General features: G+C 74.3%; 26 protein-coding genes and 1 pseudogene. 12 read left to right on the top strand and 15 right to left on the bottom strand.

Annotated elements, in window-relative coordinates:
• Window positions 1-2: 2 nt before the first annotated feature.
• Window positions 3-659 carry a DUF3043 domain-containing protein gene (locus PSD17_RS24380; RefSeq protein ID WP_013676622.1) on the bottom strand — a complete coding sequence of 219 codons (657 nt, stop codon included), beginning with the start codon at window positions 657-659 and terminating at the stop codon, window positions 3-5.
• Window positions 660-704: 45 nt separating this feature from the next.
• Between PSD17_RS24380 and PSD17_RS24375 the strand changes: the two genes are divergently transcribed.
• The 3 genes from PSD17_RS24375 to PSD17_RS24365 all read left to right on the top strand — a co-directional run bounded on the left by PSD17_RS24375 (window position 705) and on the right by PSD17_RS24365 (window position 3,436).
• Window positions 705-1,826, top strand: a complete 1,122-nt coding sequence (locus PSD17_RS24375) for a glycerate kinase family protein (protein ID WP_233899122.1) — start codon at window positions 705-707, stop codon at window positions 1,824-1,826.
• Window positions 1,827-1,968: 142 nt separating this feature from the next.
• On the top strand, window positions 1,969-2,343 hold the full coding sequence (locus PSD17_RS24370) for a HesB/IscA family protein (protein ID WP_013676620.1): 375 nt from the start codon (window positions 1,969-1,971) through the stop codon (window positions 2,341-2,343).
• A gap of 157 nt (window positions 2,344-2,500) precedes the next feature.
• Entirely contained in the window at window positions 2,501-3,436 is a 936-nt protein-coding gene (locus PSD17_RS24365; RefSeq protein ID WP_339124703.1) for a carbohydrate kinase family protein, read from the top strand.
• A 125-nt stretch (window positions 3,437-3,561) separates the two neighbouring features.
• Here PSD17_RS24365 and PSD17_RS24360 read toward each other — a convergent pair whose 3' ends face one another.
• Complete coding sequence (locus PSD17_RS24360) at window positions 3,562-5,079, bottom strand: glycerol-3-phosphate dehydrogenase/oxidase (RefSeq protein ID WP_339124664.1); 1,518 nt, start codon at window positions 5,077-5,079, stop codon at window positions 3,562-3,564.
• Window positions 5,076-5,663: a TetR/AcrR family transcriptional regulator gene (locus PSD17_RS24355; protein WP_199796708.1), complete on the bottom strand. Its 588-nt coding sequence runs from the start codon at window positions 5,661-5,663 to the stop codon at window positions 5,076-5,078. The genes PSD17_RS24360 and PSD17_RS24355 overlap by 4 nt, the downstream gene beginning before the upstream one ends.
• A gap of 37 nt (window positions 5,664-5,700) precedes the next feature.
• On the opposite strand from PSD17_RS24355, the gene PSD17_RS24350 reads away from it, so the two are divergent.
• Both PSD17_RS24350 and PSD17_RS24345 read left to right on the top strand, forming a co-directional pair.
• Entirely contained in the window at window positions 5,701-7,269 is a 1,569-nt protein-coding gene (locus PSD17_RS24350; protein WP_379653207.1) for an FAD-binding oxidoreductase, read from the top strand.
• On the top strand, window positions 7,266-8,132 hold the full coding sequence (locus PSD17_RS24345; protein WP_339124662.1) for a diacylglycerol/lipid kinase family protein: 867 nt from the start codon (window positions 7,266-7,268) through the stop codon (window positions 8,130-8,132). Before PSD17_RS24350 ends, PSD17_RS24345 begins: the two co-directional genes overlap by 4 nt.
• On the opposite strand, the gene PSD17_RS24340 is transcribed toward PSD17_RS24345, so the two are convergent.
• The 3 genes from PSD17_RS24340 to asnB all read right to left on the bottom strand — a co-directional run bounded on the left by PSD17_RS24340 (window position 8,048) and on the right by asnB (window position 12,268).
• Entirely contained in the window at window positions 8,048-9,073 is a 1,026-nt protein-coding gene (locus PSD17_RS24340) for an acyl-CoA desaturase (RefSeq protein WP_013676614.1), read from the bottom strand. The genes PSD17_RS24345 and PSD17_RS24340 overlap by 85 nt on opposite strands.
• A gap of 168 nt (window positions 9,074-9,241) precedes the next feature.
• Window positions 9,242-10,264: a GNAT family N-acetyltransferase gene (locus PSD17_RS24335; RefSeq protein WP_339124661.1), complete on the bottom strand. Its 1,023-nt coding sequence runs from the start codon at window positions 10,262-10,264 to the stop codon at window positions 9,242-9,244.
• 90 nt (window positions 10,265-10,354) lie between these two features.
• Window positions 10,355-12,268, bottom strand: coding sequence for an asparagine synthase (glutamine-hydrolyzing) (asnB, locus tag PSD17_RS24330; protein ID WP_339124660.1), 1,914 nt, complete (start codon window positions 12,266-12,268; stop codon window positions 10,355-10,357).
• A 187-nt stretch (window positions 12,269-12,455) separates the two neighbouring features.
• Here asnB and ctaC point away from each other — a divergent pair, with 187 nt between their 5' ends.
• Both ctaC and PSD17_RS24320 read left to right on the top strand, forming a co-directional pair.
• On the top strand, window positions 12,456-13,403 hold the full coding sequence (ctaC, locus tag PSD17_RS24325) for an aa3-type cytochrome oxidase subunit II (protein WP_339124659.1): 948 nt from the start codon (window positions 12,456-12,458) through the stop codon (window positions 13,401-13,403).
• Between the two features lie 18 nt (window positions 13,404-13,421).
• A complete protein-coding gene (locus PSD17_RS24320; RefSeq protein ID WP_013676610.1) occupies window positions 13,422-13,820 on the top strand; it encodes a cytochrome c oxidase subunit 4 in 399 nt (132 codons plus the stop codon).
• Between the two features lie 279 nt (window positions 13,821-14,099).
• Here the strand turns inward: PSD17_RS24320 and PSD17_RS24315 are convergent, their stop codons facing one another.
• The 4 genes and pseudogenes from PSD17_RS24315 to PSD17_RS24300 form a co-directional block, all read right to left on the bottom strand.
• Window positions 14,100-14,564 (bottom strand): aromatic-ring hydroxylase C-terminal domain-containing protein, encoded by a 465-nt coding sequence (locus PSD17_RS24315; protein WP_339124702.1) that lies wholly within the window; start codon window positions 14,562-14,564, stop codon window positions 14,100-14,102.
• A gap of 12 nt (window positions 14,565-14,576) precedes the next feature.
• Window positions 14,577-14,762: pseudogene (locus PSD17_RS24310) on the bottom strand (FAD-dependent monooxygenase); the annotation flags it as partial.
• A gap of 78 nt (window positions 14,763-14,840) precedes the next feature.
• Window positions 14,841-15,998 (bottom strand): acyl-CoA dehydrogenase family protein, encoded by a 1,158-nt coding sequence (locus tag PSD17_RS24305; protein ID WP_013676609.1) that lies wholly within the window; start codon window positions 15,996-15,998, stop codon window positions 14,841-14,843.
• Between the two features lie 47 nt (window positions 15,999-16,045).
• Window positions 16,046-16,486 carry a DUF2000 domain-containing protein gene (locus PSD17_RS24300; protein ID WP_013676608.1) on the bottom strand — a complete coding sequence of 147 codons (441 nt, stop codon included), beginning with the start codon at window positions 16,484-16,486 and terminating at the stop codon, window positions 16,046-16,048.
• Between the two features lie 49 nt (window positions 16,487-16,535).
• Here PSD17_RS24300 and PSD17_RS24295 point away from each other — a divergent pair, with 49 nt between their 5' ends.
• On the top strand, window positions 16,536-17,345 hold the full coding sequence (locus PSD17_RS24295) for a helix-turn-helix domain-containing protein (protein ID WP_103383625.1): 810 nt from the start codon (window positions 16,536-16,538) through the stop codon (window positions 17,343-17,345).
• 136 nt (window positions 17,346-17,481) lie between these two features.
• On the opposite strand, the gene PSD17_RS24290 is transcribed toward PSD17_RS24295, so the two are convergent.
• Complete coding sequence (locus tag PSD17_RS24290) at window positions 17,482-18,141, bottom strand: O-methyltransferase (RefSeq protein ID WP_013676606.1); 660 nt, start codon at window positions 18,139-18,141, stop codon at window positions 17,482-17,484.
• 30 nt (window positions 18,142-18,171) lie between these two features.
• Here PSD17_RS24290 and PSD17_RS24285 point away from each other — a divergent pair, with 30 nt between their 5' ends.
• Entirely contained in the window at window positions 18,172-18,975 is an 804-nt protein-coding gene (locus PSD17_RS24285) for an enoyl-CoA hydratase/isomerase family protein (RefSeq protein WP_339124658.1), read from the top strand.
• 46 nt (window positions 18,976-19,021) lie between these two features.
• Here the strand turns inward: PSD17_RS24285 and PSD17_RS24280 are convergent, their stop codons facing one another.
• Window positions 19,022-19,645: a hypothetical protein gene (locus PSD17_RS24280; protein WP_339124657.1), complete on the bottom strand. Its 624-nt coding sequence runs from the start codon at window positions 19,643-19,645 to the stop codon at window positions 19,022-19,024.
• A gap of 161 nt (window positions 19,646-19,806) precedes the next feature.
• Window positions 19,807-20,703, bottom strand: a complete 897-nt coding sequence (locus PSD17_RS24275) for a DNA-3-methyladenine glycosylase family protein (RefSeq protein WP_339124656.1) — start codon at window positions 20,701-20,703, stop codon at window positions 19,807-19,809.
• Between the two features lie 489 nt (window positions 20,704-21,192).
• Here PSD17_RS24275 and PSD17_RS24270 point away from each other — a divergent pair, with 489 nt between their 5' ends.
• The 3 genes from PSD17_RS24270 (at window position 21,193) to PSD17_RS35435 (ending at window position 25,013) form a co-directional block, all read left to right on the top strand.
• Window positions 21,193-22,596, top strand: coding sequence for a sensor histidine kinase (locus PSD17_RS24270; RefSeq protein ID WP_339124655.1), 1,404 nt, complete (start codon window positions 21,193-21,195; stop codon window positions 22,594-22,596).
• 3 nt (window positions 22,597-22,599) lie between these two features.
• The gene (locus PSD17_RS24265) at window positions 22,600-23,256 is read left to right on the top strand and encodes a response regulator transcription factor (RefSeq protein WP_013676601.1); all 657 of its coding nucleotides are present in this window, start codon (window positions 22,600-22,602) and stop codon (window positions 23,254-23,256) included.
• A 119-nt stretch (window positions 23,257-23,375) separates the two neighbouring features.
• Window positions 23,376-25,013: an NlpC/P60 family protein gene (locus tag PSD17_RS35435; protein WP_445261037.1), complete on the top strand. Its 1,638-nt coding sequence runs from the start codon at window positions 23,376-23,378 to the stop codon at window positions 25,011-25,013.
• Between the two features lie 179 nt (window positions 25,014-25,192).
• Here the strand turns inward: PSD17_RS35435 and PSD17_RS24255 are convergent, their stop codons facing one another.
• Both PSD17_RS24255 and PSD17_RS24250 read right to left on the bottom strand, forming a co-directional pair.
• Window positions 25,193-25,402, bottom strand: coding sequence for a hypothetical protein (locus tag PSD17_RS24255; protein ID WP_013676599.1), 210 nt, complete (start codon window positions 25,400-25,402; stop codon window positions 25,193-25,195).
• A gap of 10 nt (window positions 25,403-25,412) precedes the next feature.
• On the bottom strand, window positions 25,413-26,333 hold the full coding sequence (locus PSD17_RS24250) for an SPFH domain-containing protein (protein WP_013676598.1): 921 nt from the start codon (window positions 26,331-26,333) through the stop codon (window positions 25,413-25,415).
• Window positions 26,334-26,361: the final 28 nt, after the last annotated feature.

The raw sequence follows: 26,361 nt of genomic DNA, 5'->3' as shown, positions 1-26,361 counted from the left end.
CGTCAGACGGTGGCGCCGCGCTGCACCCGCGGCTTCGGCGTCCGCAGCTTGCGCACCTGGCTCGCGCGCGTGAAGCAGTACCAGGACGTGCTCAGCGCACGGATGTCCTCGGAGGGGAACTTCGCGCGCGCCTTGCGCGTGACCGACATCCCCAGCAGTACCCCCTCGCCGATCATCACGATCAGCGCGAGCAGGCAGAACAGGCTGAGGTACTGCTGGATCGCCGGGATCGGCAGCACGACGGCGACCAGCACCAGCACCGCGAGCGGCATGAACATGCCGATCAGGTGCGGCCGCGAGTCGATGACGTCGCGGATGTAGGCCCGCACCGGGCCGCGGTCGCGCGGCAGCAGGTAGCGGTCGTCGCCCGCGTCCATCCGGGCCCGGCGCTCGGCCGCGGCGGCGCGGCGCGCGTCCTTGCTGGGCCGGTTGGCCTTCGCGTACTCCGACGCCTCCTTGCGGGTGCGGGGCGCCGGCGTCGCGGGACGGCGGGCCGCCGACTGGGAGTCGCGGCGCTTCGGGGTCGGCCGGCCCTTGCCGGGGGTGTGGCCCTTGGCCGGCGGATCGTCCGGAACGTCCTGCGCGGTGTCGGCGGCGTCGACGGCCGTACCGGCGGCGTCGTTGCCCGTGGTCTCGTCGGAGCGGCGCAGGAACCTCACGGCCCACAGGGTACGGCCGATAGCCTGCGTGACGTGCGGGTGGTGGTGGCTCCAGACTCATTCGGCGGGACGTTGAGCGCGTCCGGCGCGGCGGCGGCGATCGCGCGGGGGTGGCGCGAGGCCGTCCCCGGCGACGAGGTGCTGTCGTTACCGCTGGCCGACGGCGGTACCGGCTTCCTCGACGTGCTGCACACCGCGCTCGGCGGGACGCTGCACACGCTGACGGTGACCGGGCCGCTCGGCGAGCCGGTCGAGGGCGCGTGGCTGCAGGTCGACGACGTCGCCTACGTCGAGTCCGCGTCGGCCTGCGGACTGCAGCACGTGCCGCGGCCCGACCGCACCCCCGACGTCGCCCGGCGCGCCACCACGCGCGGCGTGGGCGAGCTGATCGCCGCGGCCCGCGACGCCGGCGCGCGCGAGATCGTCGTCGGACTCGGTGGTTCGGCGACGACCGACGGCGGCGCGGGCATGCTCGCGGCGCTCGGCGCCACGGCCGTCGACGCCGACGGCACACCGCTGCCCGACGGGGGCGCGGCGCTGGCCCGGTGCGCGCGTCTGGAGGGCCGCCCGGACCTCGGCGCGGCGGTCCTCGTCGCGGCCGCGGACGTCGACAACCCGCTGCTCGGCCGCCATGGCGCGGCAGCGGTGTTCGGGCCGCAGAAGGGGGCCGACGACGCGACGGTCGCCGAGCTCGACGCCGCGCTGGCGGTCTTCGCGGGGGCGCTGGCCGCCGCACTGGGCGCCGACGTCCGCGACGAGCAGGGCGCGGGCGCCGCCGGCGGGATGGGTGCCGCGCTGCTCGCGCTGGGCGCCCGGCGGGTGTCGGGGGCCGGGCTGGTGCGTGAGCTCGTCGGGCTCGACGCCGCGCTCGACGGCCTGGCCGGCGACGGTGCGGGTCTCGCGGTGACGGGGGAGGGCAGCTTCGACTGGCAGTCGCTGCGCGGCAAGCTCGTGACGACCGTCGCGCAGGCCGCCGCCGACCGCGGCGTGCCGTGCCTGGTGCTGGCCGGACAGGTGTCGGTCGGGCGGCGCGAGGCCGCCGCCGCGGGCGTCGACGCCGCGTACTCCGTGGCCGACGACGCGGGTGGCGTCGAGGCCTCGATGGCCGACCCGGAGGGCACGCTCGCCGCCCTGGCGGCCAGGGTCGCCGCCCAGTGGAGTCGCTGACCTGCGACGACGGGGGCGGGCGTGGGTCGTGTCACCCTGCGGCGCCGGGATCGCGCCCCAGCACCCGTGCGGGCCTACACTGGGTTGCGACCGGAGCGATCCGGTGGGAATGAGTGGGACCCGTGCGTGTGTTGGGAGAGACATGACCGTCGAGAACACCGTCCAGACCGACGCTCCCGCGTCCACCGAGACGCACGGCGTCGAGCTGACCGATGCGGCCGCCACCAAGGCGCGCCTCCTGCTCGAGCAGGAGGGCCGCGACGACATGCACCTGCGCATCGCCGTCCAGCCCGGTGGCTGTGCGGGCCTGCGCTACCAGCTCTTCTTCGACGACCGCAGCCTCGACGGCGACCTGTTCCGCGACTTCCACGGTCTCAAGGTGGGCGTCGACCGGATGAGCGCGCCGTACCTGCAGGGCGCGGTGATCGACTTCGTCGACACCATCGAGAAGCAGGGCTTCACGATCGACAACCCCAACGCGGGCGGCTCGTGCGCCTGCGGCGACTCGTTCAACTGAGCCGCACGGGTTCACGGACCGGTCTCGACGGCCCCCGCTCCGCCTCGGCGGAACGGGGGCCGTCGTGCGTCGTGGGCCCGGTCGGCGGCGGGTGCAGCGGGTAGGCTGACCCGTCGTGACTGTCGCCGTGACCGGTTCCATCGCCACCGACCACCTCATGCACTTCCCGGGGAGGTTCGCCGACCAGCTCGTCGCCGAACAGCTCCAGCGCATCTCGCTGAGCTTCCTCGTCGACGACCTGATGGTCCGCCGCGGCGGCGTCGCCGGCAACATCGCCTTCGCGCTCGGCGTGCTCGGGCAGTCCCCGGTGCTGGTCGGTGCCGTCGGGTCCGACTTCGGCGACTACCGTTCGTGGCTGGAGCGCCACGGTGTCGACACCGCCGGCGTCCACGTCCACGACGACCTGCACACCGCCCGCTTCGTCTGCACCACCGACGACGACATGTGCCAGATCGCGTCGTTCTACGCCGGCGCCATGTCGCGGGCCCGTGACATCGAGCTCGCGCCCGTCGTCGCGCGCAACGCGGGGATCGACCTCGTTCTCGTCGGGGCCAACGACCCCGCGGCGATGCTGCGCCACACCGACGAGTGCCGCCAGCGCGGCTACGCCTTCGCCGCCGACCCGTCCCAGCAGCTCGCCCGCATGGACGGCCCGGAGATCCGCCGCCTCGTCGAGGGTGCCCGCTACCTGCTGACCAACGACTACGAGTTCGAGCTGCTGCTGCGCAAGACCGGCTGGACCGCCGAGCAGGTGCGCGAGCAGGTCGACATCCGGGTGACGACGCTCGGCGAGAACGGCGTGCAGATCGTCCGGCGCGACGGGACCGAGCTGAAGGTCGGCGTCGTGCCCGAGACGGGCAAGGTCGACCCGACCGGCGTCGGCGACGCCTTCCGCGCCGGTTTCCTCGCCGCGACCGCGGCCGGGCTGTCGCTGGAGCGGGCCGCCCAGCTGGGCTCGCTCGTCGCCGTCTGGGTGCTCGAGACCGACGGCCCGCAGGAGTGGACCTACGACCGCACCGCCGGGCTGGAGCGCCTGCGCGACGCCTACGGCCCCGACGCGGCGGGCGAGCTGTCCGCGGTCCTCCCCGCGTAGACCCTCAGGAGCGACCGCAGGCCGTGTGCGCCGGTCGCCTCTCACTCTGCAGGAACGGCACTTTCCCGCAACCCAGTTGCGGGAAAGTGCCGTTCCTGCGTTCGGAGGGGCCAGCGGGACGAGCCTCAGTGGCGCAGGGCGGCGCGGGCGGCCGGTTCGGCCATGGCGCGGCGGGACGGGACGAGGCCGACGCGGGTGCGGCGGTCGAGCAGGTCGTCGACGTCGAGCGCGCCCTCGTGCAGCACACCCCACCGCAGCTCGGCCGGGCTGACCGGCACCCCGTCGGCGACGGGCTCGGGATCGCCGCAGGCGAGGACCTCGGCCGCCTCCGAGCCGTACCGCGCGACGAGCCGCGGCGGCGCACCCGGCGGGACCGGACCCGCACCGACCAGCGGCAACGACGCGGTCCGGCTCGGCCCGGCGGCCAGCGTGCGGACCTTCACCGCGGTGTCGACGGCGTCGGCGGCCATGGCGCGGTAGGTCGTCAGCTTGCCGCCGACGATCGTCACCACCCCCGACGGCGAGGTCAGCACGGCGTGCCGGCGGGAGAGGTCGGCACCGCTGTGGCGCCCGTCGTCGAGCAGCGGGCGCAGCCCGGCGTAGGCGCCGAGCACCTGGTCGCGCCGCACGGGCGTGTCGAGCGCGGAGTTGAGCACGTCGAGCAGGAACCCGATCTCGGTCTCGGTGGGCTCGGGCACGTCGGGGACCGAGCCCTCGACGGGCTCGTCGGTGATCCCCAGGTACACGAGCCCGCCGGGCTGGGGGAGCGCGAAGGCGTAGCGCGACATCGAGCCGCCGATCGGCACCGTCAGCGCGCCCCGCGGGTCGCCGAGGGCGGAGGCGGGCAGCACGACGTGGCTGCCGCGCGAGGGGCGCAGCGTGATCCCGTCGACGAGACCACCCGCCCACACCCCGGCGGCGTTGACGACGGCGCGGGCGCGCAGCCGGACGGGCGCGTCGGCGACGGTGTCGTGCACCAGCGCACCGTCGGCCGCGACGGTGACGGCCCGGCACCGGGTGAGGATCCGGGCGCCCAGGCCCGCTGCGGTCCGGGCGAGGGCGACGACCAGCCGCGCGTCGTCGACGAGCTGGCCGTCCCAGGACAGCCAGGCGCCCTCGCCGGTGTCGCGCAGCGCGGGCACGAGCAGGCGGGCCTCCGCCGGGCCGATGCGCCGCGGCGCGGGCAGCGTGGCGCGCCGGGTCCCGGCCGCCCGCGAGAGCACCTCCGCGCCGCGCAGCCCGGCGCCGGTGAGCAGCGCGCGCCTGCCGTCGCCCGGCAGCAGCATCGGCAGCGGCCGGACCAGGTGCGGCGCGACGGTCTCCAGCAGCACCCGGCGTTCCCGCATGCTGGCGAACGCGACGCCGACCCGGCCCGACGCGAGGTAGCGCAGCCCGCCGTGGACGAGCTTCGAGCTCCACCGCGACGTCCCGAAGGCGAGATCGTGCGCGTCGATCGCGGCGACGGTGAGCCCGCGGCTCGCAGCGTCGAGCGCGACGCCCGCGCCTGTCACCCCGAGCCCGACGACGAGCAGGTCGACGACCTCGCCGCCCGCGAGCGCGGCGAGCTCCCGCTCGCGGCGCGCCCGGTTGAGCGACGTCCCGGCGGGCGCGGGGCCCGTCGGTGGCGCGGCGGCGTCGCTCACGGGCGCAGGTACCCGTCGAGGAGCGTGGCCAGCTCGCCGGGGAGTCCGGCGGCGGGTGCGTCGGCGGCGACGGCGCCGGCCGAGAGCACGTAGGACTGGGCGGTGAGCAGCACGAACCGGGCCAGCAGCCCGGCGTCGCCCTGCCGGACGGTGCCGCCGGCCTGCGCGGCGAGGATCGCGACGGTCAGCCGGTCGACGATCGCCTCGGTGCTGCGGCCGCGGCGGCGCAGGACGTAGGGCAGCAGCAGCTCGGGATCGACGTCGACGATCTTGCGGACGAGGCCGTGCCGGCGCAGCGCCTCGCAGACCTCGACGACGCGGGCCACGAGCGCCGCGCGGTCGCCGTCGAGGGCATCGCCGGTCAGGGTGTGCAGCTCGCGGGTGAGCACGTCGCCGACCAGCTCGTCGATCCCGCTCCACCGGCGGTACAGCGACATCCGGGAGACTCCTGCGCGGCGCGCGACGTCGGCGAGAGTGGTGCGCCGGACGCCGACGTCGAGCACGCAGGCGCGGGCCGCGTCGAGCACGGCGCCGTCGTCCAGCCGGACGGTGGACACCCCCGGCTTGTTACGACTGGACGTCACATGTCACAGTGTAACGGTGAAGCCGCGACGCCGCGACATGCTGTGGTCCGGGTGGGGCGACCCGGAGAAGGCCGTCACGCTCCCCCCGGGCGTGGTCACCCTGCTCGAACAGGCCCTCGGTGTGCAACCCGCCGAACGGCCGCCGGTCGCGCTCTCCGAGGTGACGCTGCCGCCGCCGAAGCTCGACATGGCGGTGTCGAGCGAGCTCGCGATGTTCGTCGGGCCGCCGAACCTGCACAGCCACCGCGACGCTCGTATCCGGCACGCCGCCGGCCGGTCGACCACCGACCTGCTCCGGCTGCGCGCGGGGGACGCGAGCGGCGCCCCCGACGCCGTCGTCCTGCCCGCGACGCACAACGAGACCCTCGGCGTCCTGGGTGCCTGCGCGCGCCGCCGGGTCGCGGTCGTGCCGTTCGGTGGCGGGACCTCCGTCGTCGGGGGGCTGGCCGCCGACCGGGCGGGCTACAGCGGGCTGGTCGCCGTCGACGTCCGCAGGATGACGGGGCTCGTCTCGCTCGACGCCGAGTCCCTGACGGCGACGTTCCAGGCCGGCACTCCCGCGGTCGAGGCGGAGGAGTTGCTGGCGGCCAAGGGGTTCACCCTCGGTCACTTCCCGCAGTCGTTCCAGTGGGCGCGCCTCGGCGGGTTCGCGGCGACGCGCTCGGCCGGCCAGGCGTCGGCCGGCTACGGGCGGTTCGACGAGATGGTCCTCGCGCTGAAGGTCGCCACCCCCGAGGGAACGATCGAGCTGGGGCGGGGGCCCTCGTCGGCCGCCGGACCCGACCTGCGGCAGCTGATCCTCGGGTCGGAGGGCGCCTTCGGCGTCATCACCGAGCTCACGGTGCGGGTGCACCCGGCACCGGAGCGCACGCTCTACCAGGCGTGGCGGTTCGGGTCGTTCGCCGAGGGCGTGGCCGCCGTGCGCGAGCTGGCCCAGCGCGGCCCCCTGCCGACCGTCCTGCGGCTGTCCGACGAGGCCGAGACGGGAGTCGACGCCGGCCTGCACGGCCACCCGGCCGCCGGGGGCTGCCTCGTCGTCGCGGGCTACGACGGCACCAGCGCCGGTGTCGAGCCGTTCGCCGCCGCCGGGGCCGCGGCGCTCGCGGCCGCCGGTGGCACCCGGCTCGACGACGCGATCGGCGAGGGGTGGGCCGCCGGCCGGTTCGACGCGCCCTACCTGCGCGACGCGCTGCTCGACGCCGGCGCGATCGCCGAGACCCTGGAGACCGCGACGAGCTGGTCGACGCTGGTGGCGCTCAAGGAGGCCGTGACCGCGGCACTGACGGCGTCGCTGTCGGCGCAGGGCACCCCGCCGCTGGTGATGTGCCACGTCTCGCACGTCTACCCGACGGGTGCGTCGCTGTACTTCACCGTCGTGGCCGCGGCCCGGGAGAACGCCGTCGCCGCGTGGGGAGCGGCGAAGAAGGCCGCGACCGACGCGATCGTCGACGGCGGCGGGACGCTCACCCACCACCACGGCGTCGGCGTCGAGCACCGGCCGTGGCTGGAGCGCGAGATCGGGCCCCTGGGCGTGGAGATGCTGCGCGCGGTCAAGGCGCGGCTCGACCCCGCCGGCATCCTCAACCCCGGCGTCCTCGTGCCGTGACCGCGTACACCGCGGTCGTCAACCCGGCCGCGGGGCACGGCGCCGGCGCGCAGGTCGCCGCGGAGCTCGTCACGTTGCTGCCGCGCGGCACGCTCGAGGTCGTCGGCTCCCGCGACGGCGCCCACGCGCGTGAGGTCGCGACGCGGGCGGTCGGCGACGGACGCGTCGTGGTCGCCGTCGGCGGCGACGGCCACACGGGCGCCGTGGCCGGTGCGGTGGCCGCCGCGGGCGGAGTGCTCGGCATCGTCCCCGCCGGGCGGGGCAACGACTTCGCCCGCCAGCTCGGGCTCCCGACCGACCCCGCAGGCGCGGCCGCGGTACTGCGCGACGGGCACGAGCGCGCCGTCGACGTCATCGACGCCGCGGGCCGGCTCGTGCTCGGGAGCGTCTACGCCGGGGTCGACTCGGTCGCGTCGGAGATCGTCGCGGCGCGGCCGCGGGTGCCGGGCCGCGTCGTCTATCCCTACGCGGCGGTCCGCGCGCTGCTCACGACGCGTCCGGCGGGGTTCCGGCTGGTCCTCGACGGCGTCGAGTGGGCCGAGCGGGGCTGGTCGGTCGTCGTCGCCAACTCGGGCTGGTACGGCGCGGGAATGCACATCGTGCCGTCGGCCGTCGTCGACGACGGGCTGCTCGACGTGCTGATGATCCGCGACTCGTCACGTTGGGCGCTGATCTCGTCGATGCGCCAGGTCTACGACGGCTCGCACGTCGGCCGGCCCGACGTCGAGGTGCGACGGGCGCGGACGGTCGAGCTCGACGCCGACCGCCCGCTGCCGGTTCACGCCGACGGCGAGCCGCTCACGTCCGGGTCGGTCACGGTGACGGTCCGGCCGGCGGCGCTGCGGGTGCTCGCGCCGTCCTGAGCGCGCATGCGGCTCAGCCGGCGCTCGGTGGGCCAGCGCACCGCCGTCGCCCACCCCAGCTTCTCGAAGATCCGGATCAGCCGGGCGGAGATGTCGATCTGGCCGCGCTTCACCCCGTGACGTGCGCACGTCGGGTCGGCGTGGTGCAGGTTGTGCCACGACTCGCCGAACGACGCCAGCGCCAGCCACGCGACGTTGACCGAGCGGTCGCGCGCGGCGAAGGGCCGGTCGCCCCACATGTGACAGATCGAGTTGATCGACCACGTGACGTGGTGCAGCAGCGCGATCCGGACGAGCCCCGCCCAGAAGATCGCCGTCAGCGCCCCGGTGAGCGACCACGTCACCAGGCCGCCGATCACGCCGGGCAGCAGCAGCGAGGCGACCGCGATCGGCAGGAACGCCCGGTCGACACGCACGACGTCGCGGTCGGCCAGCAGGTCGGGGGCGAAGCGCGCGGCGTTCGTGCGGTCGCGGCCGAACAGCCAGCCGACGTGCGCGTGCCACATGCCGCGGGCCAGCGCACGCGGGCCGGTGCCGAACAGCCAGGGCGAGTGCGGGTCACCGGCCTTGTCGGAGAACGCGTGGTGGCGGCGGTGGTCGGCGACCCACCCGGTCACGGTGCCCTGGAACGCGAGGCTCCCCGCGACGGCGAGCGCGATCCGCAGCCCCCGGTTGGCGCGGAAGGACCCGTGGGTGAAGTGCCGGTGGAACCCGACGGTGATCCCCAGCCCGCTGACGACGTAGAACGCCAGCGCGATCGCGATGTCGGTGACCGAGAGCCCCCAGCCCCACGCGAGCGGGACGGCTGCGGCGACGGCCAGCAGCGGGAGCACGACGAACGTGATGACGAGGGCGTGTTCCGGGCCGCTCTTGCGGCCGTCGGTCAGCGGCTGCGGGGAGCGTGCCGGAGGCGGGACGGTGGACGTCGCGGAAGGCGTCATGTGCCCAGTGCACCCTGTCCGGGCCGCCCGCACAGGCCGGGGAGCCCGACTTCACAGCCTCCGGATAACCGGAGTCACCGCTCCGCCACGGCGCCCGGAACGTCCGGTCGCCGCCCCGACCTGCTGCCGGACGCCCGCGCGCCCGTCGCCCGCGAGATCCGGGACCGGTCACGGATCTGTGGCGGGTTCCACGTCGAGCTCCCATTCCGTCCACGCGTCGTACGGCCGGAAGCCCATCGCCTCGTTGATCGCGACCATCCACGGGTTGGAGTCGGCGTTCCACGTGTCGACGGCCCGCACCCCGGGTGCGGCCGCGGCGAGCCGGGCGAGGTTGGCGAGCTTGACCCGCGCGCCCAGGCGGTGGCCGCGGTGGGCGGGCTCGACGAGCGTGTCGCCCTGCCCCGCGTGCCACGGGACCTCGGTCCGGTGGAGGAGCACGGTGAAGGCCACGAGCGGACCGGTGGCGCCCACCCGCGCGGCGGTGACGAGGGCGGTGACGCCGCGCGCCGCGAGTGCCGCGTCGATCTCGCGGATGCGGGCGGCGTCGTAGGCCTCGGGCTCCCAGTGCAGGTCGTCGAACGGGGCGTCGGTCGACATCCGGCCGCTCAGCCGAGCGATGTCGTCGAGGTGCTCGGCCGGCGTCGGACCGTCCCACCCGACCACGGTGTAGCCGGGTGCGGCGGCGACGGCCTCGGCCTCGAGCCGGGCGAGCGCGGCCGGGTCGGCGGGCGGCAGCGGCAGCCTGCGACGTCGGTCGTGCAGCGCCGCGCGGGCACCGACGTCGCGCATCAGCGCCTCGCCCTCGCCACCTCGGCGGACCTCGAGGATCAGCCGGGTCCGGTTGTGCGCGCGGGCGCGTTCGGCGGCGCGCGCGAGCAGTGCCCGGCCGATGCCCCTGCGCCGGTGCGCGGGCAGGACGTCCCCGTCGATGAGCGCGGACCCCACGTTGTCGTGGGTCGGCATCGCGAGCGAGAGCGCGCCGACCGCCTCGCCGTCGCGGCGGGCGACCCAGTGTTCGACGACCCGGCGCGGCCACGGCCGGGTCAGCTCGGCCCGGGTTTCCACCCACGAGGGGGGCGGGTCGGCGGGCCGGTCGTGGGCGGCGGCGGCCGCGCCGACGTCGAACCAGGTCCGCAGGCCCGGCTCGTCGGCGACGCGAGTGATCTCCACGTCCGTGACGGCCGTCATCATGCCGTCACGATCCTGCCGGCACGCGCGATCCGTCCACCGGATTTCCGGCCCCGGCCGGTGTCTCAGGGTCTCCCGCTGACGGGCTCCTGCTCAGAGCCGCACGGGGTAGGCCGGCTCCGGGACCTCGGGGTGGATGCGGTCCTCGACGAAGATCCCGTGCCAGATCAGGAACACCAGCAGCGTCCAGATACGACGGCTGTGGTCGATCGGGCCGTCGCGGTGGGCGTCGATCATGGCCGAGACCGCGGCGAGGTCGACGAGGTGGTCGGCCTGCGAGTCGCGGACGATGTCGCGTGCCCAGCCGTACATCTCGTCGCGCAGCCAGTGCCGGATCGGCACCGGGAACCCCAGCTTGCGGCGGTTGAGCACGTGCGCGGGCACGATGCCCTCCAGGGCCCGGCGCAGCGCGTACTTCGTCGTCCCCGAGCGGTCGGTGCCCGTGACCTTCTCCGAGCGAGGCAGCCCCGAGGCCAGGGCGAACACCTCGGGATCGAGGAACGGCACCCGCAGCTCCAGCGAGTTCGCCATGGTCATCTTGTCGGCCTTGACCAGGATGTCGCCGCGCAGCCACGTGAACAGGTCGACGTGCTGCATGCGTGCCACCGGGTCCCAGCCCGCCGACTCCGCGTAGTGCGTGGCGGTGACGTCGGTGTGGCTGCGCCGCGGGTCGTACTGGCGCAGCACCCCGGCGAGCTGCTCGTCGCGGAAGATCCTGGCGTTGCCGTAGTAGCGGCGCTCCATCGGCAGCGCACCCCGGCGCAGCAGGTCCTTGCCGCGCATGCCCTCGGGCAGCCGGGCCGACGCCCTGCCCAGCAGGGTGCGCAGCGCGCCCGGGACCCGCTCGAACGGCGCGAGCGACAGCGGCTCACGGTAGATCGTGTAACCGCCGAACAGCTCGTCGGCGCCCTCGCCCGAGAGGACCACCTTGACGTGCTGGCGCGCCTCGCGGGCGATGAACCACAACGGGACCAGCGCCGGGTCGGCCACCGGGTCGTCGAGATACCAGACGATCAGCGGCAGGGCGTCCATCATCTCGTCGGGCTTGACCGTCCGGACGACGTGGCGCACCCCGATCGCCGCCGCCGACTCGGCGGCGACGTCGATCTCCGAGTAGCCCTCGCGCTCGAACCCCGTGGTGAAGGTGATCAGGTCGGGGTTGTGCTCCTTGGCCAGCGCCGCGATGGCCGTCGAGTCGATCCCGCCGGACAGGAACGCGCCCACCGTCACGTCGGCACGCATGTGCTTGGCGACGGAGTCGCGCAGCGTGGCCGCGATCCGGGCGTGCAGGGCCGGGCCGGTGCCCGCTCCGGAGTGGAACGACGGGGTGAAGTACCGCTCGGACTCCGGTTCCGCGCCGGGGCGCACCGTCATGTGCGTGCCGGACTCGACGCGGCGGATCGCCCGGTGCAGCGAGCCGGGCTCGGGGGCGTACTGCAACGTCAGGTAGTGCTGCAGGGCGACGGGGTCGAGGTCGTCGGTCAGCCCGAGCTCGCCCAGCAGTCGGACCAGGCTCTTCTTCTCGCTCGCGAACGCCGTGCCCGTCGGGCCCGTGGCCACGTAGAGCGGCTTGATGCCGAACGGGTCGCGTGCGACGAAGAGCACACGCTCCCGGGCGTCCCAGATCAGGAACGTGAACATGCCGCGCAGCCGCGACACCGCCGCGGGGCCCCAGTGGTGGTAGGCCGCGACGATCGCCTCGGTGTCGCCCTCCGTGGCGAACGTCGCACCGTGGGACTCCGCGAGCTCGGCGCGCAGCTCCAGATAGTTGTAGATCTCGCCGTTGAAGACGATCGTGTAGCGGCCGTCGGCGTAGTGCAGCGGCTGGTGCGAGTTCTCGACGTCGATGATCGACAGCCGGTTGAAGCCGAAGACCGCGTCGGCGTCGTTCCAGGTCCCGCTCTCGTCCGGGCCGCGGTGGCGCATGCAGCGCAGCGCATCCGAGATCGGTCCGGTCCGGCCGGACGCGTCGGCTCCGGCGGTCAGCAGTCCCAGCAGTCCGCACATGGCGAGCCAGTATGGCGACCCCCTCCGACGGTGCCGTCGGCAACACCCGGGGGGCGTGCCGGTGGGGTGCTCGGTTAGTCTCTACGCCTGGTCGAAGAACGCGCGTGCGTCGAGTGCGTTGGACGGCGCATCCGGCCTGGTCAGGGCCGGTGCAACAGGTAGGACGAGAGGCAGGAGGCGGCGAGCAGTGGGCCGAGCACAGCGCGGGGTCGACGGTCGCCGCACCGGTTGGCGGCGCGCAGCCAAGCTGGCGGTTCTCGCAATCGCCATCGTTCCCCTGACGACGGGCTGCTCCGTCGAGGAGGTCGTGCGGTTCGGGTGGCCCGAGGGCGTCACCCCGCAGGCCGAGTCGATGCGCACCCTCTGGACGTGGGCCGCCATCGCGGCGCTGATCGTCGGCGTCATCACCTGGGGCGCAATGTTCTGGACGGTGATCTTCCACCGCAAGAAGAAGGGCGACGACGGCACGCCCCCGCGCCAGACCCAGTACAACCTGCCTGTCGAGATCATCTTCACGGTCGTCCCGACGATCATCGTGGCGGTGCTGTTCGGCTTCACGGTCAACGTGCAGAACTACGTCGACGTGAAGAACGACGCCCCGCAGGAGAAGGTCCAGGTCACGGCCTTCCAGTGGAACTGGCAGTTCGACGTCGACAACCACCAGGGCAGCACGGTCGAGTCGCTCGGCACGTCGAGCACCATCCCGATCCTGGTGCTGCCGACCGACCGGAGCATCCAGTTCACGATCACGTCGAAGGACGTCATCCACAGCTTCTGGGTGCCCGAGTTCCTGTTCAAGCGCGACGTCTTCCCGATGCCGGAGAAGAACGACACCGACAACGTGTTCGTCATCGACAAGATCGACAAGACGGGCACCTTCGTCGGCCGCTGCGCCGAGCTCTGCGGCTCCTACCACTCGCAGATGAACTTCGAGGTGCGCGCGCTCCCGCCGAACCTGTTCGACTCGTACATGTCCATGCGCACGGCGAACAAGGACATGACCGTCGCGCAGGCGCTGCAGCAGCTGCAGTCCCAGGGCTGCGACCCGCAGCTGTGCGCTCCGCAGGCCACCACGACCTACCCGTTCAGCACCGACCGGACCCAGCGGTCCGCGTCGGAGCCGCAGAACAGCTAGCGGAGGCGAGGAGACACCGTGAAGGTCGAATCCCGAATCTTCGAGATCACCACCGCCTTCTTCTTCATCGCGGCCATCGTCTACACGATCGTCACGAAGGAGGCCGTCGGGATCGCCTGCCTGTTCCTGACGGGGGGGCTGTCGCTGATCATCGGCACGTACTTCCGGTTCGTGTCGCGCCGGCTGGAGACCCGTCCGGAGGACAACCCGGACGCCGAGGTCTCCGACGGTGCCGGTGAGGTCGGCTTCTTCTCGCCCGGCAGCTACTGGCCCATCGGTCTCGCCGCGGCCGCCGCCCTCGTCGGCGTGGCGCTGGCGTTCTGGTTCATCTGGCTGCTGGTCATCGCCGGTGTGCTGCTGCTGATCATGGTCGGCGGACTCGTCTTCGAGTACCACCTCCGCCCGGCCGACCACTAGGTCGCACGCGTTCACGACGGCCCGGCGCCCTCAGGGGTGCCGGGTCGTCGCGCGTTTCCGGGACGACGGCCCGGCTCCTGCGGTGACGGCACCGACCGGCCGCAACCTCACTGCTCCTGCGCGCGGATATCGCAGCCCTGGGGTTGCGCTCGACGAACCGGGCGCAACCTCACTGCTCTCCTGCCTCGTTCGGGCAGCCGCAGGGTTGCGCGGCGCCGGCCGGGCGCAACCTCATCGCTATCGCGGTAGGCGGGGCGAGCGTGGGAGGACTGCGGCGGGTCAGGTGCGGGGTGGGCCGAGCCAGCGGGTGAGGGCCGCCTGGAGGCCGGCGGTGTCGTCCGGGTCGGCGGCGATCCAGGCGACGTAGCCGTCGGGGCGGACCAGGGTTGCGGGCGGGGTCTCGGCGGGGTCGTGTGCGGGCGGGGTCGTGTCCGGTTCGGGGACGAGGGTGAGTCGGTCGGCCCACGCGGTGGTGATGTCGCGGGAGGCGCCGGTGGGGTCGACGAGTACTGCCCGGCCGGTCCGGAACGCGTCGGCGAGGGTGCGGCCGTCGCCCAGCGGGATGTCGGGGACGCGGGTGCCGAGCAGTGGGTGCCCGCGTCCGAGGTCGTAGCGCTGCCGGTCGCCGCCGATCGTGGAGACGACGTACGTCGCCCCGTCCGGGGTGTCGAGCAGGTCGGCCATGACCTCCCGCAGTGCGTCGGCCCGCGGTCCGCTCGTCGACGACAGCGCCGTCTGGGCCATGCTCCAGCGCAGCACCCCATCGCCGATGGGATGCCGCTCGGCGGTGTAGGTGTCCAGCAGCGACTCCGGCGCGTAGCCGGCCGCGACGAGCGCCAGCTTCCAGCCGAGGTTCGTCGCGTCGCCGAGGCCGAGGTTCATGCCCTGGCCGCCGGCGGGGGAGTGCACGTGCGCCGAGTCGCCGCAGAGCAGGACCCGCCCCCGGCGCGACGACGCGGTGCCACACCGGCCAGATGGCGGGCCGGTCGACGGCCGTGGCGGTGCGGAACCGGAGCGTGCTCATCCGCGAGCGGCCGGCCCGAGCGCGTCGCGGGCGATGATCACCTGCTGGATCTGGCTGGTGCCCTCGTAGATGCGGAACAGCCGGGCGTCGCGGTAGAAGCGCTCGACGGCGACGCCGCGCATGTAGCCCGCACCGCCGTGGACCTGCACCGCGCGGTCGGCCACGCGGCCCACCATCTCCGAGCAGAAGTACTTCGCCGCGGCGGGTCCGGCGACCTTGTCGCTGCCGTCGTCGAAGGCGCGCGCGGCCTGGCGGACGAGGGCACGGCCGGCGTGCAGGTCGGTCACGGAGTCGGCGACCATGCCCTGGACCAGCTGGAACGCGGCGATCGGCTTGCCGCCGGCCTGCCGCGCCCTGGCGTACTCCACGGTCTCGTGCACCAGCCGCGCCGCCATCCCGACGCACACCGCCGCGATGTGCACCCGCCCGTGGGCCAGGCATTTCGCCGCGATCCGGAAGCCGTTGTCGATCCCGGCCTCGCCGCCGACCACGGCCTCGGCGGGGACGCGCACGTCGTCGAGGTGCACGTCGGACGTCCAGGCGCCGAACTGGCCCATCTTGTGGTCCTTCGGGCCGGTCGAGAGGCCGGGCGTCCCCGCGGGTACGAGGAACGTCGAGATGCCGCGGTTGCCCGGGGCGTCGGGGTTGGTCCGCGCGAAGACCATGATCACGTCGGCGACGGGCGCATTCGTGATGTAGCGCTTCGAGCCGTTGATGACCCAGTCGTCGCCGTCGCGGCGCGCGACGGTGCTGAGCGTCGACGGATCGGACCCGGCCTCCGCCTCGGTCAGTCCGAACGACGCCGTGACCTCACCCGACGCCAGCCGTGGCAGCCACGACTTCTTCTGCTCCTCGGTCCCGCCCTCGATCAGGACGTGCCCGGCGATGCCGTTGTTGGTGCCGAACAGCGAGCGCAGCGCGGGCGTCGTCCAGCCGAGCTCCATCGCGAGCTCGACCTCCTCGGCGACGGCCAGCCCCAGGCCGCCGTACTGCTCGGGGATCGTGAAGCCGTAGAGCCCCATCGCCTTGCACTGGGCGACGATCTCGTCGGGAATCGCGTCGTCGGCGTCGATCTGCTCCTCGAGCGGAACGACCTCCTGCCGGATGAACTCCCGTACCGATGCCAGCACGTCGTCGAGGTCGGAAGCGTCCACCCGGTTGTTCTAACACCTTTCGCGTCCGGCGGCGGGGCGCATGCCGCTCACGGGTGCATCCGGGCCCCCTTCAGCACCTTGTCGACGGCGTTGCGCGGCCCGTGCACGGCGAGCCCGACGAGATCCAGGTCGGCGGCACGGACGGCCCGCACCGCGGCCCGGTTGTCGACGTCGTTGCCGGTCGCGAACAGGTCCGAGGTGAACACCGCGACCGGCATGCCACGGCCGACCGCGCGCTCGCGGGCGGCGGTGAGCACCTCCTTCGAACCGGCCATGACCAGCACCGGCTGACCCAGCATCGGCAGGTAGCCGGTGCCGTCGGCGTCCGCGTAGGGCTCGCCGACGAGCTCGGGCACCGCCGCCGTGACGGCTCCCGCGAGGAACGCGGTGACGTTGAGCGCCTGCCAGCCGGCGAGGTCGTCGCGCAGCAGGACGACGACCTTCGTCGGGAAGCGGGCGGGCGCGGCGGGGGGCGACTCGTTCGTCATGCCCCGACGGTGCGCCCGGCTGCCCCGCCGCGTCTTGTACGTTCCTGACGTGGGCGGTCCGGCCCCACGGGGGTCCGAGGTGACGGCGTGGCGTCCGGCGGTGCCGGGTGTCGCCGAGGTTTTCCATGCCCGGTTCGTCGACCACGCCTACCCCGCGCACACGCACGACGCCTGGACGTTGCTGATCATCGACGACGGCGCCGTCCGCTACGACCTCGACCGCCACGCCCACGGCGCGCTGCGCTCGCACGTCACGCTGCTGCCGCCGCACGTGCCCCACGACGGCCGCGCGGCCACCGCCGACGGCTTTCGCAAGCGCGTGCTCTACCTCGAACCCGACGTCCTCGGCGAGGACCGGATCGGCGCGGCGGTCGACCGGCCCGCGCTCGACGACGCGCTGCTGCGGCTGCGGATCTCCCAGCTCCACGAGGTGCTCGGGGTGCCGGGGGAGGAGCTCGCCGCGCAGAGCCGCCTCACGCTGGTCCGCGACCGGCTGCGTGGGCATCTCACCGGCCGGGTCGGCCCTGCGCACCCGGTGCGCGACCCGGGGCTCGCCGCCCGGTTGCGCGACCTGCTCGACGCCGCCGTCCCCGACGGCCTCTCCCTCGACGACGCGGCCGCCGTCCTCGGGGTCGACCCGACCCACCTCGTGCGTAGCTTCACCTCCCGGTTCGGCCTGCCGCCGCACCGGTACCTCACCGGGCGGCGCATCGACCGCGCCCGCGCGCTGCTGCTCGACGGCCTCCCGCCCGCCGAGGTCGCGACGGCGACGGGTTTCTACGACCAGGCGCACCTGACCCGGCACTTCCGCCGGATGGTCGGCACGACGCCGGGCCGCTACCGGACCCGGCGCGCCTGACCCGCTGGGGGCCGTGCTGAACTGTCCGCACGCGTCTCGCGGTCGTCCGACGGTGGCCGCGGTTGGGCACGGGCGCCGTCGATCGGCCCGCCGCGACCCGACGTGTGCTGGCGCCGCGGCCGGTTGCCCCTCGGTCCTAGCCCTCGACGACGCCCAGCACGAACCCGTCGTAGCCCTTGGCGCCCACCGTCTGCACCACCGTCGCCGAGATCCGGGGATCGGCGGCCAGCGCGTCGGCGAAGCGACGGGTGCCGACGACGGCGGGGTCCGGATCGTCCGGATCGACGACGCGGCCCTCGCGCACGACGTTGTCGACGACCACCAGCGCCCCCGGCCGCGCGAGCCGGATCGCGTGCTCGAGGTACTCGGTGTTGGAGGCCTTGTCGGCGTCGACGAAGACCATGTCGAACGGGCCCTCGACGCTCGGCAGGGTCTCGAGCGCCGGGCCCAGCACGATCCGTACCCGGTCACCGACCCCCGCACCGTCGAGGTTGGCCCGCGCGACCTCGGCGTGCCGGGGCGACACCTCGCAGGTGACGACCTCGCCGTCGGCCGGTACGGCCCTGGCGAGCCAGACCGTGCTGTACCCGCCGAGAGTGCCGACCTCCAGCACCCGACGCGCGCCGACCGAGCGGGCCAGCAGATGCAGCAGCTTGCCCTGCGCGGGCGTGACGTCGATCGGCGGCAGACCCGCATCGGCGTTGGCGCGCAACGCCGCCGCCAATGTCTCGTCGTCGTCGAGGAGTCGCTGCGTGTAGTACTCGTCCACCTGAGCCCACAGGTCGTCGGCAGTCATGTCCCCACGTTCTCACCTACCCTTCGGTCCATGTCGGATGCTTACGATCGGTTCAACGCCGTGCAGGTCGACCGGCCCGAGGATTCCGTCCTGCGGATCACCCTCGACGGCCCGAATCTCAACGCCGTCGGCCGCGACGCGCACGCCCAGCTCGCCGACATCTGGCCGGTGATCGACCGGGACGACTCGGTGCGTGCCGTCGTCGTCAGGGGCGCCGGACGGGCGTTCTCCGCGGGCGGAGCGTTCGACATGATCAGCGAGATGGTCGCCGATCCGCTCGTCCGGACGCGCGTCCTGCGGGAGGCCCGTGACCTGGTCTACAACGTCATCAACTGCTCCAAGCCGATCGTGTCGGCGATCCACGGTCCGGCGGTCGGCGCCGGGCTGGCCGTCGCGCTTCTCGCCGACATCTCGATCGCCGGGAAGAACGCGAAGATCGTCGACGGGCACACCCGGCTCGGCGTCGCGGCCGGGGACCACGCGGTCATCAGCTGGCCGCTGCTGTGCGGCATGGCGAAGGCCAAGTACTACCTCCTGACGTGCGATGCGTTGACGGGGCAGGAGGCCGAGCGGATCGGGCTCGTCTCGCTGTGCGTGGACGACGAGGAGGTCCAGGACAAGGCGATGGAGGTCGCCCGCAAGCTGGTCGTCGGCGCCCCGAGCGCGGTGAGCTGGACGAAGCTCGCGCTGAACAACTGGTACCGCAGCGCAGGCCCCGCGTTCGACGCCTCCCTCGCTCTGGAGTTCTACGGTTTCGGGTTGCCCGACGTCGGTGAAGGTGTTGCGGCGCACCTGGAGAAGCGCGCACCGAAGTTCACCGGTCCGACTCCCTGAACGTGCGCCGGCTGTCCGGCGTCGGGCCGTGCCGGCCGGGCGTGCGTCAGAGCCCGGCGAGCGCGGTCGTCGCGACGGCGACGGCTGCCTGCCGTGTGCGGTCGCGGTCGCCGAGGCCCTGCAGGGTGACGTCGAGCGTGCTCGTCCCCGACCGGACCAGTACACCACCGACACCCTCGGGCAGATCGGCGTCGCTGTAGAAGAACACGGCGCGGGCGCCCAGGCCGTCGACGCTCTCGCCCGGGACACCGACCGACCGGCGTGAGGCGTCGGCCTTCGCGTCGAAGCGCTCGGCGGGCTCCACCCCGAGGGTCACCCCGGGTCCGCCGGGGCGGCTCGCGGTGAACGCGCAGACCGAGCGGCGGGCGCTCTCCGTGCCCTCCCCGGCCGAGACGGGCGCTCCCGTGGCCGAGGCGACGTCGGCAGCGGTGAGCAGGTCGCAGGCCCGGGGCGAGCCCGCCGGGCGGGTCACGTCGGCGGCAGGAGCGATCGACGAGGCGGGTCTGGAGGACGCCGCGGACGGAGCGACCGGTGTCGGTGGCGCTGCCCGGTCCGCAGGCGTCGAGGCCGGGTCCCCGCCGACGCAGGCGGTCAGCACGACGAGTGGCAGGAGGGCGACCGCGACCGAGAACCGGACACGGGTGGACAGCGGGACGCTTCGGGCACCCATCTCGGGACCGTAGCCGGGGGCGCCCGTGGCGCGACCGACGGCCCTCGGATCATCCCTCACCGCCGCGGGCGATCTGTCGGTGACCGCCCACCACCGACGGGCCGCGGAGCCCGCCCCGTGCCGTTCGCTGCGGTGGCCCTGTCCTCGGCGGCCGGGGACCGTCAGGCCGCTCGTCCGTTCCCCACGGGGACCCGCCCCGCGGCCGCCCGCAGCAGGACGGCCACCCAGGTCCGGAAGGGGCGCCATGCCTCGGCGATCCTCGCCAGGTCGGCGGCGTCGGCGGGCCCGTCGAGCCCGTACCGCTCGCCGACGATCTCGGCGAGGTTGTGCTCCGCGTCGACCAACACGTCGGCGACGCCCGTGGCCCGCACGCGGATCAGCGCCGAGGAGAACGGCCCGATCCCGGGCACGGCGCGCAGGGCCGCGTCGGCATCGTCGGGATCCGCGGCCCGCAGCGTCGCCAGGTCGAACGTGCCGGCCTGCGCGGCGCGCGCGACGGCGTGCAGCCGCTGCATCTTCACCTCCGGTATGCCGGGGAAGGCCTCGACGGCGAGGAGCTGCCCCGGCGTGGGGAACGCCGCCACCGGCACCCCGGCCACGTCCAGCACCCGGCCGTGGGCCCGAGCCAGGCGTTCGCGCACCGCGGCGGCCTGCCGACGGGCCCAGCGCAACGACAGCACGCTCCAGGCCGCGGCCTCGTAGGGGGAGTGGAACAGGACGGGGCGAAGCCCGGGTGCGGCGGCCAGCACGGGCGCGACCACCGGATCGGCCGCCGCGACCCGCTCGTACTCGCGGGCGTCGACGTCGAGGGAGACGATGCGCGCAGCCTGCGCGCGGACGGCCGCCACGTCGGCATCCGGTGGTAGGCCCGAGACCGTGCCCACGACATCCGTGCCGTCGACGGTGAGGGCGACGCCGACCTGACCGCTCAGGTCGTCGAGACAGAACGCCATGCGCATGGTGCCGTCGAAACTCGCCTCGGCGCGGTGCCCGAAGCCGAACGTCGCAGCCTCGGCGAGTGAGAACGGGCCCTGCGGGGTGATCCGGAAGTTCGTCATGCCGCAGAGGATGCGCCGGTGGGCCGACATTTCGACGCCGCGACCGCCCGCCTGTGGACAACTGTCGGTGACGGTCCCGACGCGCCGAGAAACGGTCCGGCTTGTGGACAACTCGGTGGCGAGCATTGACAACCGATCTCCGGTCGGCAACCGTCGGAGGTCCGGAGGCATCGGACCCACGGATCCCCGGGACGGCACGGTGGCGAGGACGGGGGCGTCACCGCGCGCGACGTCGAGGGGGCCGCGGGTCCGGTGTTCGGGACCGAACGAGTGGCCATGCGCTGCCGATGAGGCCACCCTGCGTGACCGTCGGGGATCGCATCCGAGATGATCTGCGAGGTTTCCTCCCCGGCAGGCCGAACGCTTCCCACGCGACGGTGATCGTCGGCAGGCCGGGGAGGGAGCCCTCCCGGCTTCGGGTTGGCCCCACCTTCGTCCCTGCGGTCCACCGGCTGGGCGACCGCGCCGCGCACGACGAGGGTGGGAGGTATGACCGGAACAGCCGTACCGTCCCCGGACGCCTCCGCGGACGGCGTCGCGGGCCCGTCGCCGGGTCGCGGTGGTCGCGCCGTCCCCGATCCCGTCCGTGCCGATCCCGTCCGCGTCGGCACCGGCAGACCGGCGCAGCGCCGCGGAGTCGTGGCCAGGGCCGGTCGTGACCTGCGGTACCTGATCGGCGGCCTGCCGCTGGGCGTCGTGGCGTTCGTGGTCGCGATCGCGGGCTTCGCCGCCGGTGTGTCCACCATCGTCGTCTGGATCGGGCTGCCGATCCTGTTGTTCACACTGCGGGCGGCACGTGGTCTCGCGACCGTCGAGCGGCGCAGCACCGAGGCGGTCCTGGGCAGGCCGTTGCCACCGCACCACTACCGGGAGCCGACCGGGCGTGGCCTCCGGCGGATGCTGCGGTCGCTGGCCGAGCCCCAGTCATGGCGCGATCTGCTGCATGCGGTCGTCGGCTTCCCGCTGCGGCTCACGTGCTTCATCGTCGCCGTCGTGTGGACCGCGGTCGCCCTCGGCTCCACGCTCTACGTCACCTGGCAGTGGGCGCTGCCGTACGACGCCGAGTTCAGCGGGCTCTACGGCGTCGTCGCCGGGCAGGCCTCGCGCCTCATCGACGTCGCGATCACGACCGCGGGCGGCATCGTCCTCCTGCTGCTGCTCCCGGTGGTGCTGCGGGTGCTCGTCATCGCCCGGGCCGCCGTCGCGCGCGGTCTGCTCACCAACCAGTCGGCCGCCCTGCGGGCCCGGACCACCCAGCTGGCGGCGAGCAGGCGGGCTGCCGTCGCGGCCGAGGCCCAGACGCTGCGCCGCCTCGAGCGTGACATCCACGACGGCCCGCAGCAGCGGCTCGTGCGGCTCACGATGGACCTCGAGGCGGTCACCCGGCGGCTCGACGACGACCCCGACCGCGCCCGTTCGCTCGTCGCCGAGGCGCTGGAGCAGAGCCGTGAGGCGCTGACGGAGCTGCGGGCGCTCTCGCGCGGCATCGCCCCGCCGATCCTGGCCGACCGGGGACTGGGCCCGGCGCTCGCGGCGGCGGCTGCACGCTGTCCCGTCGAGGTCTCGCTCGACGTCGACCTGCCCGCGGACGGCCGGCTGCCGGGGGAGGTGGAGAACGCCGCGTACTTCGTCGTCACGGAGTCGCTGACCAACGTCGCCAAGCACAGTGCCGCGTCGCACTGCGCGGTGACCGTACGGCTCGACGGCGAACGGGTGCTGGTGCAGGTCCTCGACGACGGGGTCGGCGGCGCGCACCTGGGCAAGGGACATGGTCTGGCCGGGCTGGCCGACAGACTGTCGGCGGTGGACGGCATGCTCGACGTCGACAGCCCACCCGGCGGCCCGACCGTACTGACCGCCGACATCCCGTTGGTGGGTGACGAGGGGGAGTGACGGGTGAGGGTCGTCCTCGCGGAGGACTCGCTGCTGCTGCGCGAGGGCCTGGTCCGGTTGCTGGAGGAGGCCGGGGCGCAGGTCGTCGCCGCGGTGGGGGACGGGACGTCGCTGGTGGCAGCCGTCGTCGAGCATTCGCCGGACGTCGCGGTCGTCGACGTGCGGATGCCGCCGACGTTCACCGACGAGGGGCTGCGCGCCGCGGTCGAGGTGCGCGAGAAGGTGCCGGCGACGGCGATCCTCGTGTTGTCGCAGTACGTCGAGGAGAGCTACGCGGCCGACCTGCTGGCGTCGGGCACCGGGGGCGGTCGCGGGGGCGTCGGCTACCTGCTCAAGGACCGGGTCTCCAAGCTGGCCGACCTGTCCGACGCGCTCGACCGGGTGGCAGAGGGCGGCACCGTGCTCGATCCCGAGGTGGTGTCCGCGCTGCTCACCCGCAGACGACGGCGTGATCCGCTCGCGGAGCTGTCCCCGCGTGAGCGCGAGGTGCTGGCCCTGATGGCCGAGGGCAGGACCAACAACGCCATCGGTCGGGCACTCGTGGTGACGCCCGGAGCGGTGGAGAAGCACATCTCGTCGATCTTCGGAAAACTCGGCCTTCCCCCGTCAGGGGACGACCATCGCCGGGTGATGGCGGTCCTGACCTGGTTACGAGCCTGATCGTCGACGCGCCCCGCTGATCGGGTGACGATCGATCCCCTGGGTGAGGGGCTGTCGCCCGGCACGCGCACCGGGCATGCTCGTCGTCAAGGGGGCCGACCGTTCCGGGGGCAGCGGTGGTGACGGCGGGTGACGAGGGGTGGGTTCGTCCCGACCCGCGTGCGCGCGGCGGACGGCACCGCGCCCGTGCCCGGCGCGGGGAACGCGACGGCGTCCTCGCCTCGTGGGCGCTGGCCCTCCTGCTCGGCTGCGCGGCATGCGGGATGCCGTCGGCGGTCCCGGTCCGGCCACTGGCCCAGCAGCAGGAGCTCGCCCTCCCGCCGGTGCTCCCGCAGCCACCGGCCACGGCGCTGCCCCTGGCGGTGGCCGGGCCGTCGATCGCACCCGTGACGGTGCCGCTCACGCCGGCGCGCCCCGCCGCGGACGGTGCGCTCACGTCGGCGGAGTTCACCAGCGGCCTGCCCGACGACCGTGCCGCCGTCGCGGTCCGCACGGCCATGGCCCAGATCGGGCTGCCCTACCAGTGGGGTGGCAACGGGCCCGCCGCGGGCGACGAGGGGTTCGACTGCTCGGGGCTCACGACCTTCGCCTACGCCGCGGCCGGGATCACGCTGCCGCGCACGGCGGCGACGCAGTACGCCCGCGGCCCGCACGTAGCGCCCGACGCGGCGCTGCAGCCCGGTGACCTGGTCTTCTACGGCGCGCCCGGGGCCGTGCACCACGTCGGCATGTACATCGGCGACGGGAAGATGGTGAACGCGCCGACGTTCGGGCGGCCGGTGCAGACCGCCTACTACCGGTGGTCCGGCGACGACTACCTCGGCGCCACCCGTCCCGCCGCGACCGGTGCGACCACGCCCGGGCTGCTGCCCTCCGCGCCGCCGGAGGGCGCCCCGTCGACCCGTCGGCCGCCGCCCGCGGTGTTCGAGGCCCCGCCTGCGCCGCCGCCGACCGAGGTGCCGGTCCCGTCGACCTCGCTCCCACCGGAGCCGGTGACCGCCGCAGCCGCCGTCGCCGCCGGCGAGACGTCGCCGTCCGGCACGGCGACCACGACCGGATCGTCCGCCTCGGCCCTCACGACGAGCCCCGCCGGTGGGGCAGCGCCGTCGAGCGCGCCGGACACGTCGACGACCGCTCCCGGCGCGGGGTCCCCGCCCGACTCCGCGACGAACCCGGGCGTGCCGAACCCCGTCACGGCTGATCCCGGCGGCGGGCCCCCGGGCAGCCAGGCGAACCCGGGCGGCACCACACCGGCCGCGCCGCCGACCACCACACCGCCGACGACCACACCGCCGACGACCCCGACGACGGCCCTGCCGCCGGCCGCCGCCACGGCCACCGGTGCCGGCACCCCGACGTCGAGTACAGAGGCGCCGACGGCGGCGACGCACCTCGTCGTCGGCGGGACGACCGTCGCGTTGGTGCCCGTGCCCGCGCCCGCCGCAGGTGGTGTCCCGGCGCCGCCCGCCACGGGCGGCCGGATCGTCGAGGACGACGGCCGAACGGTGGTCGTGCTCGCTGCACCCGAGACGCTGACCGGGCTGGCTCCAGGCGCGACGCTGACGATCCGCGGCATCGACACGGTCCGCACCTGGACGGTCCGGGCCGTCGGCGCCCGCGACGCCGCGGTGCTGGGGCCCGACCTCGTCGCGGCGGGCGGGCTGCTCGTCGTCGCGGGAGCCGCGGGAGCCGCGGGAGCCGCGGGAGCCGCGGGAGTTGCCGGGGCCGCGGCCGCGCTGGTCGTCGTCGCCACCTGACCGTCACGAACGCCCCGTACGCCGACGAACGCAGGTCAGGTCTCGGCGCCTCGGTCGCGACGGCTCGGCCGACTCACCCGACGCCCGCACACACCCGGCCGACCCGTCGACCGGCGGCGGAAGCGCATCCCGCAGCACGGTCGGAGGGCCGGGCCGCACGTGGCTCACCAGCCGGAGGGTCAGGGCTCTGCGGGCTCGTCGTTGCGCGGTCGCCCGCGACGGCGAGGGCCCGTGGCCCCGGAGGGCAGCCTGCCGGCCTGGCGCAGCGCCTCGCGGAGCAGGAAGTCGATCTGCGCGTTGGTGCTGCGCAGCTCGTCGGCGGCCCAACGGGCGAGGGCGTCGTGGACCGCCGGGTCGAGCCGGAGCAGGAAGCTCTTGCGATCGGGCATCGTCGTCCGGTCAGTGGTACAGCGAGCCCGCGTTGACGATCGGCTGTGTCGCCCGGTCGCCGCACAGCACCACCATCAGGTTGCTCACCATCGCGGCCTTGCGCTCCTCGTCGAGCTCGACGATCTCGCGCTCCGACAGCCGGGCCAGTGCCATCTCGACCATCCCCACGGCGCCCTCGACGATCCGCCCCCGGGCCGCGACGACGGCCCCGGCCTGCTGGCGTTGCAACATCGCACCGGCGATCTCGGGCGCGTAGGCGAGGTGGGTCAGCCGCGACTCGATGATCGTCACGCCCGCGGACTCCACGCGGTCGCCGATCTCGCGCGAGAGCCGCTCGGTGATCTCCTCGGCGTTCTGCCGCAGGGAGAGCCGGTCGTCGTCGTGCGAGTCGTAGGAGTAGCTGGTGGCGATGTGCCGGATCGCGGTCTCGGTCTGGGTGTGCACGAACGCGACGAAGGAGTCGACCTCGAAGACCGCGCGGGCGGTGTCCTCGACCTGCCACACGACCACGGCGGCGATCTCGATCGGGTTGCCGTCGAGGTCGTTGACCTTGAGGACGTCGCTCTCATGGTTGCGGATGCGGGTGGAGATCTTCTGCCGGCTGGTGAGCGGGTTGACCCAGCGCAGCCCCGACGTCCGGACCGTGCCGACGTAGCGGCCGAAGAACTGCACGACCTTCGCCTCGCCGGGCGCGACCGTGGTCAGGCCGCGCAGCGTGAACAGCCCGGCGACCAGCGCGACGACGCCGAGGCCGATCAGCACCCCCGTGCCGGCCGCGATCGCCGCGATCCCGGCGCCGACGAGTACCAGCCCGACGAGCAGCCCCACGAAACCGTTCGGCCCCCAGGCCCTGTGCTCGCGGACGGCCGGGTCCGGCATCCGCACCGGCGTGACGTCGAGTTCGGCGCTACGGGTGTCCTGCGCGCTCATGATCTTCCTCCCCCGGGCCGGGGTGTCC

The sequence above is a fragment of the Pseudonocardia sp. D17 genome (genome assembly GCF_036984265.1).
Lineage (GTDB): Bacteria > Actinomycetota > Actinomycetes > Mycobacteriales > Pseudonocardiaceae > Pseudonocardia > Pseudonocardia benzenivorans.
Note: the sequence above shows the minus strand (reverse complement) of the source record. Positions and strands in the feature narration are given on the sequence as shown.